Raw genomic sequence first — 15,770 nt, forward strand, 5'->3', positions numbered from 1 at the left:
CCCTTAAATCCACAACTTCTTGAAGTCACGTCCGCCGAAGATCAGGTTGACCATTGCGCGGGTCACCATGATGGCCGTGAACATCGAGGTAAAGATCCCGAGGGACATGGTCACTGCGAAACCTTTGACCGGGCCGGTGCCCATGGCAAAGAGAATCCCGCCGACCAACAAGGTGGTCAGGTTGGCGTCGAGAATCGCGGTGAATGCCCGGCCGAAGCCTTCGTTGATTGCACGCTGCACGGTCATGCCGGCGGCGATCTCTTCACGAATCCGCGAGAAGATCAGCACGTTGGCGTCGACCGCCATACCCATGGTCAGCACGATACCGGCGATACCCGGCAGGGTCAGCGTTGCACCCAGCAGCGACATCAGGGCCAGCAGCAGCACCATGTTCACCGCCAAAGCAACGGTAGCGATGATGCCGAAGAAGCGGTAGATGGCGATGATAAACAGCGACACGAACAACATGCCCCACAGCGACGCATCGATACCTTTGGTGATGTTGTCAGCACCCAGGCTCGGGCCGATGGTGCGCTCTTCAGCGAAGTACATCGGTGCGGCCAGACCACCGGCACGCAGCAGCAGCGCCAGTTCAGACGATTCGCCCTGACCGTTCAGGCCAGTGATGCGGAACTGAGCACCCAGCGGCGACTGAATGGTCGCCAGGCTGATGATCTTCTTCTCTTCTTTGAACGTTTGCACCGCAACGTCTTTCTCGACGCCATCGACCACTTGCTTGGTGTAAGTGGTGACCGGACGCTGTTCGATGAAGATCACCGCCATGCTGCGACCGACGTTCGAACGAGTAGCGCGGCTCATCAACTCACCACCATGACCATCCAGACGGATGTTCACTTCAGGCGTGCCGTGCTCGCCGAAACCGGCTTTGGCGTCGGTGACCTGGTCACCGGTGATGATCAGACCACGTTCGATCTGTGCTGGCGGACGATTGCCTTCACGGAACTCAAAGGTTTCGGAGGTGGCTTTCGAAGCACCCGGCTCAGCAGCCAGACGGAACTCAAGGTTGGCCGTCTTGCCGAGAATACGCTTGGCTTCGGCAGTGTCCTGCACGCCCGGCAGCTCAACCACGATGCGGTTGGCGCCCTGACGCTGAACGATCGGTTCGGCAACACCCAGCTCGTTGACGCGGTTACGTACCGTGGTCAAGTTCTGCTTGATGGAGTATTCACGGATTTCCGCCAGCTTGGCCGGGGTCATCGCCAGACGCAGCACCGGTTGACCGTTGAGGTCGGCCGGAACAATGTCGAAATCGTTGAAGTTCTTGCGGATCAGTGCACGGGCCTGTTCGCGGGAGTCTTCATCACTGAAGCCCAACTGAATGGCACCGCCCAGTTGCGGCAGACTGCGATAGCGCAGCTTCTCTTTGCGCAGCAGGCTCTTGACGTCGCCTTCGTAGACTTTCAGGCGTGCATCGAGGGCTTTGTCCATGTCCACTTCCAGCAGGAAGTGCACACCACCGGACAAGTCCAGACCCAGCTTCATCGGGTGCGCGCCCAGGTTGCGCAGCCATTGCGGGGTGGTCTGTGCCAGGTTCAGCGCGACAACGTAGTCGTCACCCAATGCCTTGCGCACAACGTCTTTGGCCGGCAGTTGATCTTCAGCCTTGCTCAGACGGATCAGACCGCCCTTGCCGTTGGCGGCCAGCGTGGCTGCCTTGACGTTGATCCCGGACTCCTTGAGCGCAGTGCTCACACGATCCAGATCAGCCTGATTGACTTGCAGCGCAGTGCTTGCACCGCTGACCTGAATGGCCGGGTCATCGGGGTATAGATTCGGAGCGGAATAAATCAGACCGATCGCCAGCACCGCCAGGATCAGAATGTATTTCCACAGAGGATATTTGTTCAGCATCACGCCGCCCGTTATGAACGCGGGGCGCCTTGCGCGCCCCGTCGATTGAGTAGAAGTTGTTGCTTCAGATCGCTTTCAGCGTGCCTTTTGGCAGCGTGGCGGCGATGGCGCCTTTCTGGAACTTCATTTCCACGGTGTCGGAAACTTCCAGAACCACGAAGTCATCAGCCACTTTGGTGATCTTGCCGGCGATGCCGCCAGTGGTGACCACTTCGTCGCCCTTCTGCAGGCTGCTCAGCAGGTTCTTCTGCTCTTTGGCGCGCTTGGCCTGTGGACGCCAGATCATCAGGTAGAAGATGACCAGGAAGCCGACCAGGAAAATCCACTCGAAACCGCCGCCCATTGGGCCGGCAGCAGCCGGTGCAGCCGCGTCAGCCATGGCGTTAGAGATAAAAAAGCTCATTTAGCACTCCAGTTGCAAATGTTGAATCTTGGGGTCAGAAAACTCAGTCCAAAGGCGGAACGGGGAGCCCGCGTTTGGCGTAGAAGGCATCGACAAAGGCGGCCAATGTACCCTGTTGAATAGCCTCGCGCAAACCAGCCATCAGCACCTGATAATGGCGCAAGTTATGGATGGTATTGAGCATGCTTCCCAGCATTTCGCCGCACTTGTCCAGGTGATGCAGATAAGCGCGGGAGAAGTTCTGGCAGGTATAGCAATCGCAGGTCGGATCCAGCGGCGATTCATCATGGCGATGGAACGCGTTACGGATCTTCAGCACGCCTGTATCAATGAACAGATGCCCATTGCGGGCATTACGGGTTGGCATCACGCAATCGAACATGTCCACACCGCGGCGCACACCCTCAACCAGATCTTCCGGTTTGCCAACGCCCATAAGGTAACGAGGTTTGTCAGCCGGCATCATGCCCGGCAGATAATCCAGCACTTTGATCATCTCGTGCTTCGGCTCGCCCACCGACAGACCGCCAATGGCCAGGCCATCGAAGCCGATCTTGTCGAGGCCTTCCAGCGAGCGCATGCGCAGATCCTGGTGCATGCCGCCCTGAACGATGCCGAACAATGCAGCGGTGTTTTCACCGTGAGCATTTTTCGAGCGCTGAGCCCAGCGCAGCGACAATTCCATCGATACGCGCGCGACGTCTTCATCAGCAGGATACGGCGTGCATTCATCGAAAATCATCACGATGTCGGAACCGAGATCGCGCTGCACCTGCATCGATTCTTCCGGGCCCATGAACACTTTGGCGCCGTCGACCGGGGAGGCGAAGGTCACGCCCTCCTCCTTGATTTTGCGCATCGCGCCGAGGCTGAACACCTGGAAGCCACCGGAGTCGGTGAGGATCGGGCCTTTCCACTGCATGAAATCGTGCAGGTCGCCGTGTTCCTTGATCACTTGGGTGCCAGGGCGCAGCCACAGGTGGAAGGTGTTGCCGAGAATGATTTCTGCGCCGGTGGCAACGATGTCACGCGGCAACATGCCCTTGACCGTGCCGTAAGTGCCCACCGGCATGAACGCCGGGGTCTCGACGGTGCCACGCGGGAAGGTCAGACGACCACGTCGGGCCTTGCCATCGGTGGCCAGAAGTTCAAAGGACATGCGACATTCGCGACTCATTCTGTTTCCTCTGGGCCGGTTTCTTTAGGGGCAGTAGGTGCGGGATTACGGGTGATGAACATCGCATCACCGTAGCTGAAAAAGCGGTAACCGTTGTCGACGGCAGCCTTGTAGGCAGCCATGGTCTCGGGATAACCGGCAAATGCCGAAACCAGCATCAACAGCGTCGATTCCGGCAAATGGAAATTGGTCACCAGGGCATCGACCACATGGAACGGTCGGCCCGGGAAGATAAAGATATCGGTGTCGCCACTGAACGGCTTGAGCACGCCATCGCGCGCGGCGCTTTCCAGCGAGCGCACGCTGGTGGTGCCGACGGCAATCACCCGACCACCACGCGCACGGCATGCCGCGACCGCATCAACCACATCCTGGCCGACTTCCAGCCACTCGGTGTGCATGTGGTGATCTTCAAGCTTCTCGACGCGCACCGGCTGGAACGTCCCCGCGCCCACGTGCAGCGTAACGAACGTGGTCTCGACGCCCTTGGCGGCAATTGCTTCCATCAGCGACTGATCGAAATGCAGCCCCGCCGTCGGTGCCGCCACCGCACCGAGTTTCTCGGCGTACACGGTCTGATAACGCTCGCGATCCGAGCCTTCGTCCGGGCGGTCTATATAAGGAGGCAACGGCATGTGCCCGACGCGGTCGAGCAACGGCAACACTTCTTCAGCGAAGCCCAGTTCGAACAACGCATCGTGACGCGCGAGCATTTCGGCTTCGCCACCACCATCGATAAGAATCTTAGAACCCGGCTTCGGCGACTTGCTGGAACGCACATGGGCCAGCACGCGATGCGTATCGAGCACCCGCTCAACGAGGATTTCCAGCTTGCCGCCCGAGGCTTTCTGCCCGAACAGCCGCGCCGGAATCACCCGGGTATTGTTGAACACCATCAAATCGCCCGGGCGCAAATGCTCAAGCAAATCAGTGAATTGACGGTGTGCGAGGGCGCCGCTCGGCCCGTCAAGGGTCAGCAGGCGACTACCGCGACGCTCGGCCAAAGGGTGGCGGGCGATCAGCGAATCAGGGAGCTCGAAAGTAAAGTCAGCAACGCGCATGATGGGGTTCGTCTAGCAGGGCCGGAAAGTCTAGCGGAAATATCGAAAATTCTCTATGTACCTGATTGACCGACGGTAATCTCATCTCTATACTTCGCCGCCATTGAGCCCTGATGGCGGAATTGGTAGACGCGGCGGATTCAAAATCCGTTTTCGAAAGGAGTGGGAGTTCGAGTCTCCCTCGGGGCACCAAAATTAAGAAAGGTCTTGCTTAGCAAGGCCTTTTTTTCGTCTCCCGAAAAGTGGCTGCTGTTGTAGGAGCTGCCGCAGGCTGCGATCTTTTGATCCACCGCTTCTTGGTCAACCGAAAACCCAAGGACCCACCCCATGGAAACGTCACTGGAAACAGTCGCCCTTTTCTCCCTCAAGCTCGCTTACGAGGAAGAAGGTCTGAGCCCGATTCTGCGGGACGACATGGTCATGGGTGATTACCAGAAAGACATTTTCGAATTGCTGGTGCGGCGTGGGGATGTCGGGACCATTCAGTTCAAGATGAACGAATGCCTAAGCTTGGCGATGGACGCCTTGGGCGGTGTCGAGAAACCGCTGGGGCGCGAGTTGCAGAAGTTGTCAGCCGAGTTCAGTGAGGCGCGTTCGCTGGAGCAGCTGGATCAGCCGCTCCTTGCGCTCAAGGGTTATTTGAAAGACATCTTGTAATGGGCTGAGCCGTTACAGCAGATGCTTGGAGATGTACTTGGAGATCTCCACCATCGAGGTCTTCCCGGTGAATTCGAACTTCACCTTCCCCAGTGACGAGAAGTAAATCTCCAGCTCCGAATCCAGATCGAAGGTGCCCGAGGTTTCCACGGAGTAGGCGACGATGTTCTTGTACGGCAAGGAAGTGAAATCCTTCTTGCTGCCGGTAATGCCCTGAACGTTGACGGCGATGATGCGTTTGTTGGTAAACACCACGCCGTCACGCATGGCCTTGTAAGAGTCGATCACTTCCTCGCCGTCGAGCAACAGCGCGGTTACGCGTTCGGCGTACTCATCGTTCTGCTTGAGTTTGAAAAAGCCTTTGTTGTTGAAGTCGATCATCTGTCCATCCTCTTCTTCAAGAAAACATCCCGGTATTTCTTAGTTTCAACGACGGGCTTTCAGCACGCGGATATCGGTTGGGAACCCGTCGGCGCCGACAAGCTTTTTCCAGCCCAGATACTGAAACTCACCCTTCTCATCAATGTAATCACCCTTCTCCACTGATCGGCCGCCAACCACCGCAACGCGCTTCACTTCGCCACAACCGCCGTCAGAAGGCCGAACCGTATAGATCACATACGGCTTCACATATTGCGTGGCGCGGAAGTATTGGCCGCAGATTTCGTCGACGGTGATCAACATGGTTTTCAGGCGTGCTTCGCCGTCGGTGTCTTCGTGCAGTTTCAGGAAGGAGATGTCACCGACGTCGCTGTAGCCGAGGGCGCGGGCGCGTTGGTAGGCGGCGGAGTTCTGGTGGGCGATGCGGCCTTCCTCGGCAGCACCTTGCATTTTTGCAGCGAACTCGGCTTTGCCTTGGGCAATGATTGATTCAGCCTGGCCCGCGAAGTTTTCGCATTCGGCGAATTCTCGCGAGCCCAGGTGATTGGGCGTCAGGTTGGAGCGGTGTTCATTCATGGTCTGCAGGTTGCTTTCCAGCGCGAACATCACGTCGTAGGCGGTGGTGCGGCTGCTTTGCACGTCGGCCATTTTCTCCAGCACGCGCTGGCAGTTACCGGCGTAGTACTTCCAGCTGTTTTCCGGATGCTCTTGCACGGCGGCGAATGCTGGGGCCATTGCAGCGGTGAGTGTGATTGCGCAGAGCAGGCGCAAACAGTGGGTACTGACTGGCATGGGTAGTCCGTTACGGAGATGGGCAGTGGCGCGACGCTACTATTTTGCTATCTTGCCGTCCACTGCCAGTAACGAGGTCGCCAACACCTCGGTGGAGTCAATTTTCAGAGGGAGAAACACCTTGATGGCCGTGTTGTACTTTTTCGTCTGGGGAGCCGTTTGGGCTTGGGTCGTGCAGACTCGTGGTGCCTGGAACCTGATCCTCGCCAACCTGGCGGGTGCCGCCAGCGGCTTCATCGTAGCGATGATTTTTTCGGTGATCTGTGCAGGACTTTTCCCGGCGCACGTGCCTCCTGCAACTGAGAACCTGGCCAGTAGCGTGTTGCAAATGATCACCACGTTCGGCGTGCTGGCGGGTGTCTGGATGTGGCTGGTCAGGCGTCCTCGGCCAGAGCATTCGTTGGCCCGGCAACTTTTCGCCGGTATCTGTGGGCTGGCTGCGGGTGTGACGACGCTGGCGTTTTTCGCGCTTAATTTTCACTGAGCACCGCTATCGTCACTGCCATTTCACGTCTGTTTTGTTATCTTGCCGGCCATTCTCAGCGTTCACCTTGGGCGTGCGTTGATTTCAGGTTTGGAAGGTTTAAGGAAAGGATCAAATGGAGTTTCTGCGTTTTCTGGCGATTGTCGCGGTTTGGGGGTTCATGTGGCGCTGGGTGGTCAAGAACCGTGGCAGCTGGAATATTTTCTACGGCAATATCGTGGGTGCTGCGGGCGGCTTCATTGTCGCGATGGTGGTGCTGTCGATCACGTTGTCGCTGTTTCCGTCGGCCGCGCCGAGGACAACGCAGAGCAGCGAGACGCAGAGCGCCGCGGCGGCACTCATGCCTGAATTAGAAAAGGCAATGGAGCCCATGGCTGCGATCGCGTCCTCACCTGAGAACTCCGACAACCTTACGACCTATGTCGCCAGCGAACCACAGAACGAGCCTTCGCCGCCCGAGTCCGCACTTCTACCGAACTACAGCCAGCGCCTGACCGCATTAATCCAGGAGAAGAACTTCAAGGACAACGTGCGCAACGATTTTGAAGTTTCGCGCCGACTGGCCGGCAACCATCCGGACGCGGACAGATCCCTGATGGCGTTCATGATTTGCGACCCTATTATCAAAAGTGCCATGCGTTTTTCAGCGTCGACAGCGATCGCCAGCGCCAAGAGCGCGAGCAGCCAACGGTTCAAGGATCAGACCTATACCATCAGCAGCACCGTCACCGCTCTGAACATGTTGGGCGACCATGTCAGCTACAGTTCTGACTGTTCCGTTCAGCAAGTAGACGGCAAAGATACTGACAAAGCCGCGTGGCGACTGCTCGATCTGAAGCTGAAGAAGATCGATTCTTAAGCCTCATTTAAGGGATCAAGGCGCCGGCTGCGCTATCATCGCCGGCCTGTGCGCCTTGAGCTTTGCCCTCGATGTTTTCGACACCCGCTGACCTGATCCCGCTGCCTCCTGTCCTGGCCGGCCCGCTGTTGCGACGGCTGGAGCCAACGCGCGTGGTCATGTGGCTGGTCGGCACGCGGCCACTGGCGCTGACCTTGCGCCTGCAAGGTGTAGGAGACATTCCTCTCGACGCCGGGAAATGCACGGTCATTCCAGTAGGCCGCGACGCCTTTGTTCATCTCATCGATGTTGCTCTCGATAGCGCCCTGCCCTGCGACACACGTATCGACTATGACCTGCTGATCGACAATGCAGAGGGCATCGCCGACTGGGCGGCGCATTTGCTGTACGGCGATGCAACCAGCCCGAACTTCGTCCTGCGCTCGCGGATCGATCAACTGCTGCACGGCTCCTGCCGCAAGCCGCATCACCCGGCGACGGATGGTTTGCTTTGCGTCGACCAATTGCTGGCGACGGAAACCGATCCGCAACAACGCCCCGCCCTGTTGATGATGAGCGGCGATCAGGTCTACGCCGACGACGTGGCCGGCCCGATGTTGCGGGCGATTCATGCCTTGATCGAACGCCTTGGCCTGTTCGACGAACACCTCGAAGGTGCCGTGGTCAGCGACAGCGCCAAGCTCTACAAACACCCGGCCAGTTACTACCACCGTGCGGATTTGTTACCGGCGCTGGAAAGCAACGAGACATTGCGCGAGCGATTTTTCGGCGGTGCGCGTAAGCCGATTTTCACCAGCAGCAGTGCTGACAATCATCTGGTGACGTTCGCCGAAGTCATGGCGATGTACTTGCTAGTATGGTCGCCGACGGCCTGGTCGCTGATCGATCCGCAAGCGCCCGAACTGACGCCCGAACGCCTCAAGCGCTACACCCTCGAACAGACTCGCATCGACGCGTTCAAGGCTGGATTGGACAAGGTCGCCCGCGCGCTCGCGCATCTGCCGAGCCTGATGATTTTCGATGATCACGACATCACCGATGACTGGAACCTGTCCGCGCAATGGGAGGAAACGGCCTACGGCCATCCGTTCTCCAAACGCATCATCGGCAACGCGTTGATCGCCTATATGTTGTGTCAGGGCTGGGGCAATAATCCCGATGCGTTCAAGGATGTGCTGGGAAAAACCCTGAGCCTTAGCGCCAGCGGTGATGATCAGTATCTCGACAGCCCGGTGCAGGACGGTTTGATCGATGACCTGCTGCGCTTTCAGCATTGGCATTTCGTACTGCCAACCAGTCCGGCGCTGGTAGTCATCGACACGCGCACCCGACGCTGGCGCAGTGAGATGGCGCTCAAACAACCGTCGGGCCTGCTCGATTGGGAGGCGCTGAGCGAACTGCAACAGGAACTGCTCGATCACCCGTCAGCGATCATCGTTTCTCCGGCGCCGATCTTCGGCGTGAAGCTGATTGAAACCGTGCAGAAGGTTTTCAGTTGGTGCGGTTATCCGCTGCTGGTCGACGCGGAAAACTGGATGGCCCATCGCGGTGCCGCGCAAGTGATCCTGAATATTTTCCGCCACTCGCGCACACCGGGTAACTACGTGGTGCTGTCCGGCGATGTGCATTATTCCTTCGTCTACGAAGTGCTTATCCGTCACCGCAAGGCCGGGCCGCGAATCTGGCAGATCACCAGCAGCGGGATCAAGAACGAGTTTCCGAAAAGCCTGCTGGAATGGTTCGACCGCCTCAACCGCTGGCTCTACTCGCCGCGCTCACCGTTGAACTGGTTTACCAAACGCCGCCGCATGCGCATCGTGCCCTACACGCCGGAACATGCTGAGGCAGGTGAACGCTTATGGAATTCGGCGGGGATCGGTCAGGTGTTTTTCAATGAACAGGGGCAGCCGCGCGAGATCATTCAGCACAATTCGAATGGCAAGGCGAAGACACGGATGCTGGCGCCGGATCTGGCGGATTATCCGGACTAGCCACAAGTTTTTTCCTACATTGGAAATACCAGATCCCGACAACGCGGCGGTTTCTCACTGCCCGAGACAGTGGACAAGGATTACAGACGTCTCAGAAACGTCTCCAGGGTTCTTAAGTGATACTGAACGTGCTCGCAGCAACCCTTCTGCGAAACAACCACTAGTAGGTGTCGCCTTGTCATCCTGTACTCACCTCCATACGTTCTTGGCATCCAGCGAGGATCGAGAGCTAACTTCGCAATCCCGGCAAGAATCTGAGCCTGTCGTGATGATGCCTCCTGGCGAGAACAGCACACTCGAAGAAACAGCCTACTTGATGCGCTCACCCGCAAACGCCGAGCGGTTGATCAGATCGATCGGCGAAATGCGCGCAGGAAAAGCCAAAGTCAGACATTTGATCGAAGAGTGAAAATCGTCACGACTGAACGACACATCCCACACCTCTGACAATCATCTCCACCTCACGCTCATCAATCGTCAACGGTGGCAGCAGCCGTATCGTCTTGCCCCGCGTGACGTTGATCAACAGTCCATAATCCCGCGCGGCGATCAGGGTCAGATCACGCACCGGTTGTTTCAGCTCGATCCCGATCATCAAGCCCTGCCCGCGAATCGCCAGCACATTGGGATTGTCCGCCAGCTCTGCGCGCAGCCGAGTCAACAGACGCTCACCCTGAATCCGGGCGTTTTCCAGCAGGCCCTGTTCTTCGATGATGTCCAGCACCGTGCAAGCGACCCGACACGCCAGTGGATTGCCGCCGAAGGTGCTGCCATGACTGCCGGGCGTGAACAGATCCGCAGCCCTGCCCCGGGCCAGGCACGCGCCAATCGGCACGCCATTGCCCAGCCCTTTTGCCAGGGTCATGACGTCCGGGACAATGCCTTCATGGTGAAAGGCGAACCAGCGCCCGGTGCGGCCGATGCCGGTCTGGATTTCATCGAGCATCAATAGCCACGCATGGCGATTACACAGTTCCCGCAGGGCTTTAAGGTAACCGGGCGGCGCGATCTGCACACCGCTTTCGCCCTGGATGGGCTCGACCAGAATCGCCACGATGCGCTCGCCGTGTTTTTGCTGCAGTTGCTGCAGCGCTGCGAGATCACCGAATGGCACTTTGAGGAAATCCCCCGGCAATTCATTGAACCCCAGACGCACCGCCGGACCATCGCTGGCCGACAAGGTGCCGAGTGTGCGGCCATGGAACGCGTTGGCCATGACCACCACCAGCGGCTGTTCGATGCCTTTGCGCCAGCCGTATAAACGCGCGAGTTTCAGCGCTGTTTCATTGGCCTCGGCACCGGAGTTATTGAAGAACGCGCGCTCCATCCCCGACAGCTCAGTCAGCCGTTTCGCCAGTTGTTGCTGCCAGTCGATGCTGTACAGATTCGACGTGTGCAGCAGCAACCCGGCCTGCTCGCTGATCGCCGAAACGATCCGCGGGTGTGAGTGGCCGACATTGGTCACCGCCACACCGGCCACCGCATCCAGATACTCGCGACCGGCCTGATCCCACAGGCGAGTGCCCAGGCCCTTGGTGAAGCTCAAGGCCAGTGGTTGGTAGGTGTTCATCAGGGCGGCGGTCATGACTTTAAACTCCAGTGCAGGTCGGTGTGCTGGCAGTATGGTTAGCCAGCGAAACTGGATAAACTCGGGAAAACTTCATTCATTTAAAAGCAGAGCTTGATAATGGACCTGTTCCAGTCGATGAGCGTGTACGTCAAAGTCGTCGAAGCCGGGAGCATGACGGCGGCCGCGTTGCAGTGCGACCTGTCGACGACCATGGTCGGCAATCATCTGCGCGCGCTGGAGCAACGGCTGGGCGTGCAACTGCTGCAACGCACGACCCGCCGTCAGCGGCTCACTGAATTCGGCAGCGTTTACTACCAGCGTTGTCTGGAAGTGTTGGGATTGGTCGCCGATTCCGAACGCCTCGCCGAGCAGACCCTCGATCAACCCCGGGGCATGCTGCGCCTCACCGCGCCGCTGACGTTCGGCGTTGAACGGCTGGCGCCGGCGCTGAGTGAGTTCTCGTTGCTGTACCCGCAGGTCAAACTCGACGTGGTGCTGACCAACAGCCGTCCCGATCTACTGGAGAGTGGCCTGGATGTGGCGTTTCGGCTGGGCAATTTCGAGCAGTCCAACCTGATCGCCCGGCCTTTGATCGATTACACCCTGACCGTGTGCGCCTCGCCGCACTATGTCGCCCGGCGGGGCATGCCAAAAACCCCGGAAGACCTGCAACAACACGACTGCCTGTCGTTCGCCTATCCCGCTGGCGACGACTGGCAATCAGGTGGAAAAGCGCTGGCGTCTCAGTGGTCCCGATGGGGAGATCATGGTCGACGTCAGCGGGCCTATGCTGATCAACAGCTCCGCCGGGCTGCACCAGGCGGCCCGCACCGGCATGGGCATCGTGATGCTTCCGGATGCGCTGGTGGAACAAGACCTGCGCGAAGGCCGACTGGTGAAGGTGATCGCCGACTTCCAGCCACCCAGCAGACCGATGCATCTGCTCTACGCGCCAGATCGTTATCGTTTGCCGAAATTGCGCCGGTTCGTGGAGTTTGCGATGCAGACGTGGGGGAAATCCTGACGCTGCCTACGCTGCTCTTCCATGAAAAATCGCTGACAAGGACTCGAACAGCAGATGAACAACACACCCAACGTACGTGATTTGCGGCCCGCCGAAACGCAATCGGTAAGGCAGTTTCTCGGGCAGCATGGCTGGGGCCATCGCACCGGTTCAGCTGAACACTTCGCCCAGTTGATCGACAACTCTCAGCGCACCGCCGTTGCCGTCCAAGGTGGGCAGATCATCGGATTCGCTCGCGGGATCAGCGATGGTTTGTCCAACGGTTACCTGTCGATGGTGGTGGTCGATGACCAGCATCGGCGTGCAGGGATTGGCCGTGCACTGGTCGAGCACATCATGGGCGACAATCCCGAAATTACCTGGGTGCTGCGGGCCGGACGCGAGGGCGCAGAGGCTTTTTTTGCCAGCCTGGGTTTTGAAACCTCGGTGATTGCCATGGAACGGCCGCGCCGGAAATAGTGCACGCCGGGAAAAAACTCGACCGGCAGACCGTTGCTCCGTGACAACGCCGCCGCGCTCCCCTAAATTAGTCGGCCTGAAAAAGCCCTCGGTTTTCTCATCTCCACTCAAGTTAAAAAGTAGTGAAATTTCAATGTCCGATTTCAACACCGCTGAATCCGTAGTCACCGAATCGTCCAAAGCGGAATACGAAAACTCCATCAATCTTTCACAACACCTGCCACAAGCCAAAATCATCAGCGAGATGGTCCTGGACGCGTTCCAGTCGACCCGCGAAAGCGACCAGATCCGCGAGCTGCGCGCGGCGATCCGTCAGGCTCACGACAGTTTCGATGACGACAAGGCCTACGAGCTGATGGGCGAACTCAAGGCGCTGAAAGACGCCGAAGCCGCCGACCTCGCCGCCCTTGAAGACCTCAGCAGCAAGTTCTCGATCGGCCGCATCCTGTCCAGCTTCAAGGACGATCCGGCGTTCCAGGAAATCGTTTACGGCCTCGCGCTGAAAGTGCTGAACCAGACCCATCAGGCGATCAGCAATCCGAGCGGCGGCAAGAGCAAGGCTGCGAAGAAGAAAGAAGTCGAAATCTTCACCATCAGCAAGGACGGCATCAGCGTGACCCTGCCACTGCGCACGCCACGCTCGCGCCTGAACGTTGACCGTGCAGCGCTGGAGTTCCTCGGTTTCACCTTCGTTGGTGAAGGCGAAGAAGCGGAGCTGGAAAGCGAAGTTTTCGTTGATAATGCTGGTACAGAACAGGCAGTGAACCGCAAGAACATCATCACCGCACTGCAGCAGCAGACTGCGTTTGATGGCTACAGCATCGCCGCGCAGTAATAGCGCAGCCGCTGTACGAAAAAGCCCCGCACTGAGATTCAGGCGGGGCTTTTTGTTGTCCGGCTTGGGATTCGTGAGGTGGCGAAAATCCTCGCCCCTCATCGGAACGCCGCCCGCCCAGCCCTCTCCCGAGGGAGAGGGAGCCGATCGGGAGATATTCAAGAGATGCACCGAAATGAAAGTGCTGCGCCGAATCCACTATCGCCTCGATCTTTCAGGTCGACGTATAGCGGAAGACACCTCGGTCAGTCCCCTCTCCCGAGGGAGAGGGAGCCGATTTGGGGATATTGAAGAAGCATACCGAAATGAAAGTACTGTGCCGAATCCACAATCGCCTCGGCCTCTCAGGTCGATGTATAGCGCAAGACACCTCGGTCAGTCCCCTCTCCCGAGGGAGAGGGCTAGGGTGAGGGCAAACCGCTAAACCACCCTCAAGCCGAAGGATGCAACGCTACAATCATGTCCACTTCAATCGCTGCGTTCTTCGGCAACTGATACACACCGACCGTGGTGCGCGTGTGCCGGCCGGCATCGCCGAGCACATGACTGAACACGTCCGAGGCACCGTTGGCGACTTCGCTCAGATCAACGAAGTCCGGCGTCGACTTCACATACACCGTCACCCGCAACAACGCCTTGATCTTGTCCAGCGAACCCACCGCATCGACGATCAGCGCCAGGCAACGCATCGCACTGATGCTCGCGGCGGCTTGCGCATCCTTGAGGGTCAGCTCCAGTCCGACGCGACCCGGGTACTGAATCTTGCCGTTAGTGCGCGGCACCATACCGCTGATGTACAGCTCATCATGATGTCGGATCAGCGGCGCGTAATTGCCGCCGGCGGTGTTCTCACCATAGATGTCGTAGTTCAGCTCTTGGGCCAGGGCAATAAAACGCTCGTCGCAGGTCATCCTCTCAGTCATTTCGCCCAGCCTTTTGATCAGTGCATGAAGAAGCTCGAATCACGGCAGTAAAACACCGAAAAAATGGCTTGGTGCTATCACTGTCGGGGTTGGATCCAAATCTAGGGGTTTTGAACTCCACTCGCAACCCTCACCCTAGCCCTCTCCCATAGGGAGAGGGAACCGAACGCAGGATATTGACGACATACACCGACCTGAACGCACTTTACCGAATCCATAATCGCCACGACTTTGCAGGTCGGCGGTGGACTCGAGACAACTCGATCGGCCCCCTCTCCCTCTGGAAGAGGGCTGGGCGGGCGGCGTTCCGATGAGGGGCTTTACGCCAGGCAACAAAAAACCCCGCACATCTCTCAATGTGCGGGGTTTCTCTTCAAGCCTTTGAGCCTTACGGCGCGTACGTCAGCAGCAGCTCTGCGGGCACCTTGAAGTCCAGAGACATCATGACGCTCAACGCAGTGATGGTGAAGATCGAGAACACGAACAGCTTGCGTGCCCAGACCGTGTCATCCACCGCTTTGTAGCCGGTCCAGGCCATGTACAACCAGTACATGCCCATGGCCGCGGCGACGGCGAGGTAGCTCATGCCGGCGTAACCGCTGAAGGTCAGCATCAAGGTCGCTACGAGGAACGCCAGGATGTAGAGCAGGATGTGCTTTTTGGCCACTTGAATCCCGCGCTTCACTGGCAGCACCGGAATCGATGCGGCCAGGTAATCGTTGAAGCGGAAGATAGCGATGGCGTAGGAATGCGGCATCTGCCAAAGGCTGAACATCACCAGCAACGTCAACGCGGCCATGTCGAAGCTGTTGGTTACGGCGACGTAACCGATCACTGGCGGCATGGCGCCCGACAGACTGCCCACCAGCGTGCCGTGAACCGACTTGCGCTTGAGGTACAGGCTGTAGAAGCCGACGTAGATGATGAAGCCGATCACCGCGAACAAAGCGGCCAACGGATTGGCCACCTTGTACAACAACGCAACGCCGAGAACACCAAGGATGGTCGCGTAGACCAGGGCCAGTTTCAGGGAGATCAAGCCCTGCACCAGCACCCGGTTCTTGGTGCGTTCCATCTTCAGGTCGATGTCGCGGTCGATGCAGTTGTTGAACACGCAACCGGAGGCAACAACCAGGGATGTACCGATCATGGCAGCCAGAAACACCGCCAGATCGACATGCCCTTTCGAGGCCAGGAAGAACCCGCCTGCCACAGAAAGCACGTTACCGAAAATGATCCCCGGTTTGGTGATTTGGATAAAGTGCTTGAGCGACATCGGGTC

At 58.3% G+C, this 15,770-nt stretch carries 16 protein-coding genes, 1 tRNA gene and 1 pseudogene; 9 read left to right on the forward strand and 9 right to left on the reverse strand.

The window, feature by feature from the left end; translation table 11 throughout:
• Positions 1-3: 3 nt before the first annotated feature.
• The 4 genes from secD to queA all read right to left on the reverse strand — a co-directional run bounded on the left by secD (position 4) and on the right by queA (position 4,513).
• The gene (secD, locus tag ACZZ0A_RS20025) at positions 4-1,872 is read right to left on the reverse strand and encodes a protein translocase subunit SecD (RefSeq protein ID WP_007916911.1); all 1,869 of its coding nucleotides are present in this window, start codon (positions 1,870-1,872) and stop codon (positions 4-6) included.
• 64 nt (positions 1,873-1,936) lie between these two features.
• The gene (gene yajC, locus ACZZ0A_RS20030) at positions 1,937-2,275 is read right to left on the reverse strand and encodes a preprotein translocase subunit YajC (RefSeq protein WP_007916913.1); all 339 of its coding nucleotides are present in this window, start codon (positions 2,273-2,275) and stop codon (positions 1,937-1,939) included.
• 43 nt (positions 2,276-2,318) lie between these two features.
• Complete coding sequence (gene tgt, locus ACZZ0A_RS20035) at positions 2,319-3,434, reverse strand: tRNA guanosine(34) transglycosylase Tgt (protein ID WP_163004798.1); 1,116 nt, start codon at positions 3,432-3,434, stop codon at positions 2,319-2,321.
• Between the two features lie 14 nt (positions 3,435-3,448).
• Positions 3,449-4,513, reverse strand: coding sequence for a tRNA preQ1(34) S-adenosylmethionine ribosyltransferase-isomerase QueA (queA, locus tag ACZZ0A_RS20040; RefSeq protein ID WP_007916915.1), 1,065 nt, complete (start codon positions 4,511-4,513; stop codon positions 3,449-3,451).
• Between the two features lie 107 nt (positions 4,514-4,620).
• Between queA and ACZZ0A_RS20045 the strand changes: the two genes are divergently transcribed.
• Together ACZZ0A_RS20045 and ACZZ0A_RS20050 are read left to right on the forward strand one after the other, a co-directional pair.
• Positions 4,621-4,705, forward strand: a tRNA-Leu gene (locus ACZZ0A_RS20045).
• 135 nt (positions 4,706-4,840) lie between these two features.
• Positions 4,841-5,170: a hypothetical protein gene (locus ACZZ0A_RS20050; protein ID WP_463543644.1), complete on the forward strand. Its 330-nt coding sequence runs from the start codon at positions 4,841-4,843 to the stop codon at positions 5,168-5,170.
• 12 nt (positions 5,171-5,182) lie between these two features.
• Here the strand turns inward: ACZZ0A_RS20050 and ACZZ0A_RS20055 are convergent, their stop codons facing one another.
• Together ACZZ0A_RS20055 and ACZZ0A_RS20060 are read right to left on the reverse strand one after the other, a co-directional pair.
• Positions 5,183-5,551, reverse strand: coding sequence for a PH domain-containing protein (locus tag ACZZ0A_RS20055; protein WP_007916917.1), 369 nt, complete (start codon positions 5,549-5,551; stop codon positions 5,183-5,185).
• A gap of 45 nt (positions 5,552-5,596) precedes the next feature.
• Entirely contained in the window at positions 5,597-6,343 is a 747-nt protein-coding gene (locus tag ACZZ0A_RS20060; protein WP_463543645.1) for a hypothetical protein, read from the reverse strand.
• 25 nt (positions 6,344-6,368) lie between these two features.
• On the opposite strand from ACZZ0A_RS20060, the gene ACZZ0A_RS20065 reads away from it, so the two are divergent.
• The 4 genes from ACZZ0A_RS20065 (at position 6,369) to ACZZ0A_RS20080 (ending at position 10,086) form a co-directional block, all read left to right on the forward strand.
• Positions 6,369-6,827 (forward strand): hypothetical protein, encoded by a 459-nt coding sequence (locus ACZZ0A_RS20065; RefSeq protein WP_463543646.1) that lies wholly within the window; start codon positions 6,369-6,371, stop codon positions 6,825-6,827.
• A gap of 115 nt (positions 6,828-6,942) precedes the next feature.
• Positions 6,943-7,686 carry a hypothetical protein gene (locus tag ACZZ0A_RS20070; protein ID WP_095112386.1) on the forward strand — a complete coding sequence of 248 codons (744 nt, stop codon included), beginning with the start codon at positions 6,943-6,945 and terminating at the stop codon, positions 7,684-7,686.
• 71 nt (positions 7,687-7,757) lie between these two features.
• Positions 7,758-9,677 carry an alkaline phosphatase D family protein gene (locus tag ACZZ0A_RS20075; RefSeq protein ID WP_463543647.1) on the forward strand — a complete coding sequence of 640 codons (1,920 nt, stop codon included), beginning with the start codon at positions 7,758-7,760 and terminating at the stop codon, positions 9,675-9,677.
• A gap of 205 nt (positions 9,678-9,882) precedes the next feature.
• On the forward strand, positions 9,883-10,086 hold the full coding sequence (locus ACZZ0A_RS20080; protein WP_081498753.1) for a type II toxin-antitoxin system Phd/YefM family antitoxin: 204 nt from the start codon (positions 9,883-9,885) through the stop codon (positions 10,084-10,086).
• A gap of 6 nt (positions 10,087-10,092) precedes the next feature.
• Here ACZZ0A_RS20080 and ACZZ0A_RS20085 read toward each other — a convergent pair whose 3' ends face one another.
• Positions 10,093-11,262, reverse strand: a complete 1,170-nt coding sequence (locus ACZZ0A_RS20085) for an acetylornithine/succinylornithine family transaminase (protein ID WP_463543648.1) — start codon at positions 11,260-11,262, stop codon at positions 10,093-10,095.
• A 102-nt stretch (positions 11,263-11,364) separates the two neighbouring features.
• Here ACZZ0A_RS20085 and ACZZ0A_RS20090 point away from each other — a divergent pair.
• The 3 genes and pseudogenes from ACZZ0A_RS20090 to ACZZ0A_RS20100 all read left to right on the forward strand — a co-directional run bounded on the left by ACZZ0A_RS20090 (position 11,365) and on the right by ACZZ0A_RS20100 (position 13,565).
• Positions 11,365-12,271, forward strand: a pseudogene (locus ACZZ0A_RS20090) (LysR family transcriptional regulator).
• Between the two features lie 54 nt (positions 12,272-12,325).
• A complete protein-coding gene (locus tag ACZZ0A_RS20095) occupies positions 12,326-12,730 on the forward strand; it encodes a GNAT family N-acetyltransferase (protein ID WP_463543649.1) in 405 nt (134 codons plus the stop codon).
• 133 nt (positions 12,731-12,863) lie between these two features.
• A complete protein-coding gene (locus ACZZ0A_RS20100; protein ID WP_007949995.1) occupies positions 12,864-13,565 on the forward strand; it encodes a hypothetical protein in 702 nt (233 codons plus the stop codon).
• Positions 13,566-13,996: 431 nt separating this feature from the next.
• On the opposite strand, the gene ACZZ0A_RS20105 is transcribed toward ACZZ0A_RS20100, so the two are convergent.
• Both ACZZ0A_RS20105 and cyoE read right to left on the reverse strand, forming a co-directional pair.
• Positions 13,997-14,488, reverse strand: coding sequence for a RidA family protein (locus ACZZ0A_RS20105; protein WP_007916938.1), 492 nt, complete (start codon positions 14,486-14,488; stop codon positions 13,997-13,999).
• A 388-nt stretch (positions 14,489-14,876) separates the two neighbouring features.
• On the reverse strand, positions 14,877-15,764 hold the full coding sequence (gene cyoE / locus ACZZ0A_RS20110) for a heme o synthase (RefSeq protein ID WP_007916939.1): 888 nt from the start codon (positions 15,762-15,764) through the stop codon (positions 14,877-14,879).
• Positions 15,765-15,770: the final 6 nt, after the last annotated feature.

This window comes from Pseudomonas sp. AC242, from assembly GCF_979258655.1.

What these genes read in the sequence shown, in the direction of transcription:
- secD (WP_007916911.1), bottom strand. Translation starts at nt 1,872, where the DNA reads ATGCTGAACAAATATCCTCTGTGGAAATACATTCTGATCCTGGCGGTG.
- yajC (WP_007916913.1), bottom strand. Translation starts at nt 2,275, where the DNA reads ATGAGCTTTTTTATCTCTAACGCCATGGCTGACGCGGCTGCACCGGCT.
- tgt (WP_163004798.1), bottom strand. Translation starts at nt 3,434, where the DNA reads ATGTCCTTTGAACTTCTGGCCACCGATGGCAAGGCCCGACGTGGTCGT.
- queA (WP_007916915.1), bottom strand. Translation starts at nt 4,513, where the DNA reads ATGCGCGTTGCTGACTTTACTTTCGAGCTCCCTGATTCGCTGATCGCC.
- ACZZ0A_RS20050 (WP_463543644.1), top strand. Translation starts at nt 4,841, where the DNA reads ATGGAAACGTCACTGGAAACAGTCGCCCTTTTCTCCCTCAAGCTCGCT.
- ACZZ0A_RS20055 (WP_007916917.1), bottom strand. Translation starts at nt 5,551, where the DNA reads ATGATCGACTTCAACAACAAAGGCTTTTTCAAACTCAAGCAGAACGAT.
- ACZZ0A_RS20060 (WP_463543645.1), bottom strand. Translation starts at nt 6,343, where the DNA reads ATGCCAGTCAGTACCCACTGTTTGCGCCTGCTCTGCGCAATCACACTC.
- ACZZ0A_RS20070 (WP_095112386.1), top strand. Translation starts at nt 6,943, where the DNA reads ATGGAGTTTCTGCGTTTTCTGGCGATTGTCGCGGTTTGGGGGTTCATG.
- ACZZ0A_RS20075 (WP_463543647.1), top strand. Translation starts at nt 7,758, where the DNA reads ATGTTTTCGACACCCGCTGACCTGATCCCGCTGCCTCCTGTCCTGGCC.
- ACZZ0A_RS20085 (WP_463543648.1), bottom strand. Translation starts at nt 11,262, where the DNA reads ATGACCGCCGCCCTGATGAACACCTACCAACCACTGGCCTTGAGCTTC.
- ACZZ0A_RS20095 (WP_463543649.1), top strand. Translation starts at nt 12,326, where the DNA reads ATGAACAACACACCCAACGTACGTGATTTGCGGCCCGCCGAAACGCAA.
- ACZZ0A_RS20100 (WP_007949995.1), top strand. Translation starts at nt 12,864, where the DNA reads ATGTCCGATTTCAACACCGCTGAATCCGTAGTCACCGAATCGTCCAAA.
- ACZZ0A_RS20105 (WP_007916938.1), bottom strand. Translation starts at nt 14,488, where the DNA reads ATGACTGAGAGGATGACCTGCGACGAGCGTTTTATTGCCCTGGCCCAA.
- cyoE (WP_007916939.1), bottom strand. Translation starts at nt 15,764, where the DNA reads ATGTCGCTCAAGCACTTTATCCAAATCACCAAACCGGGGATCATTTTC.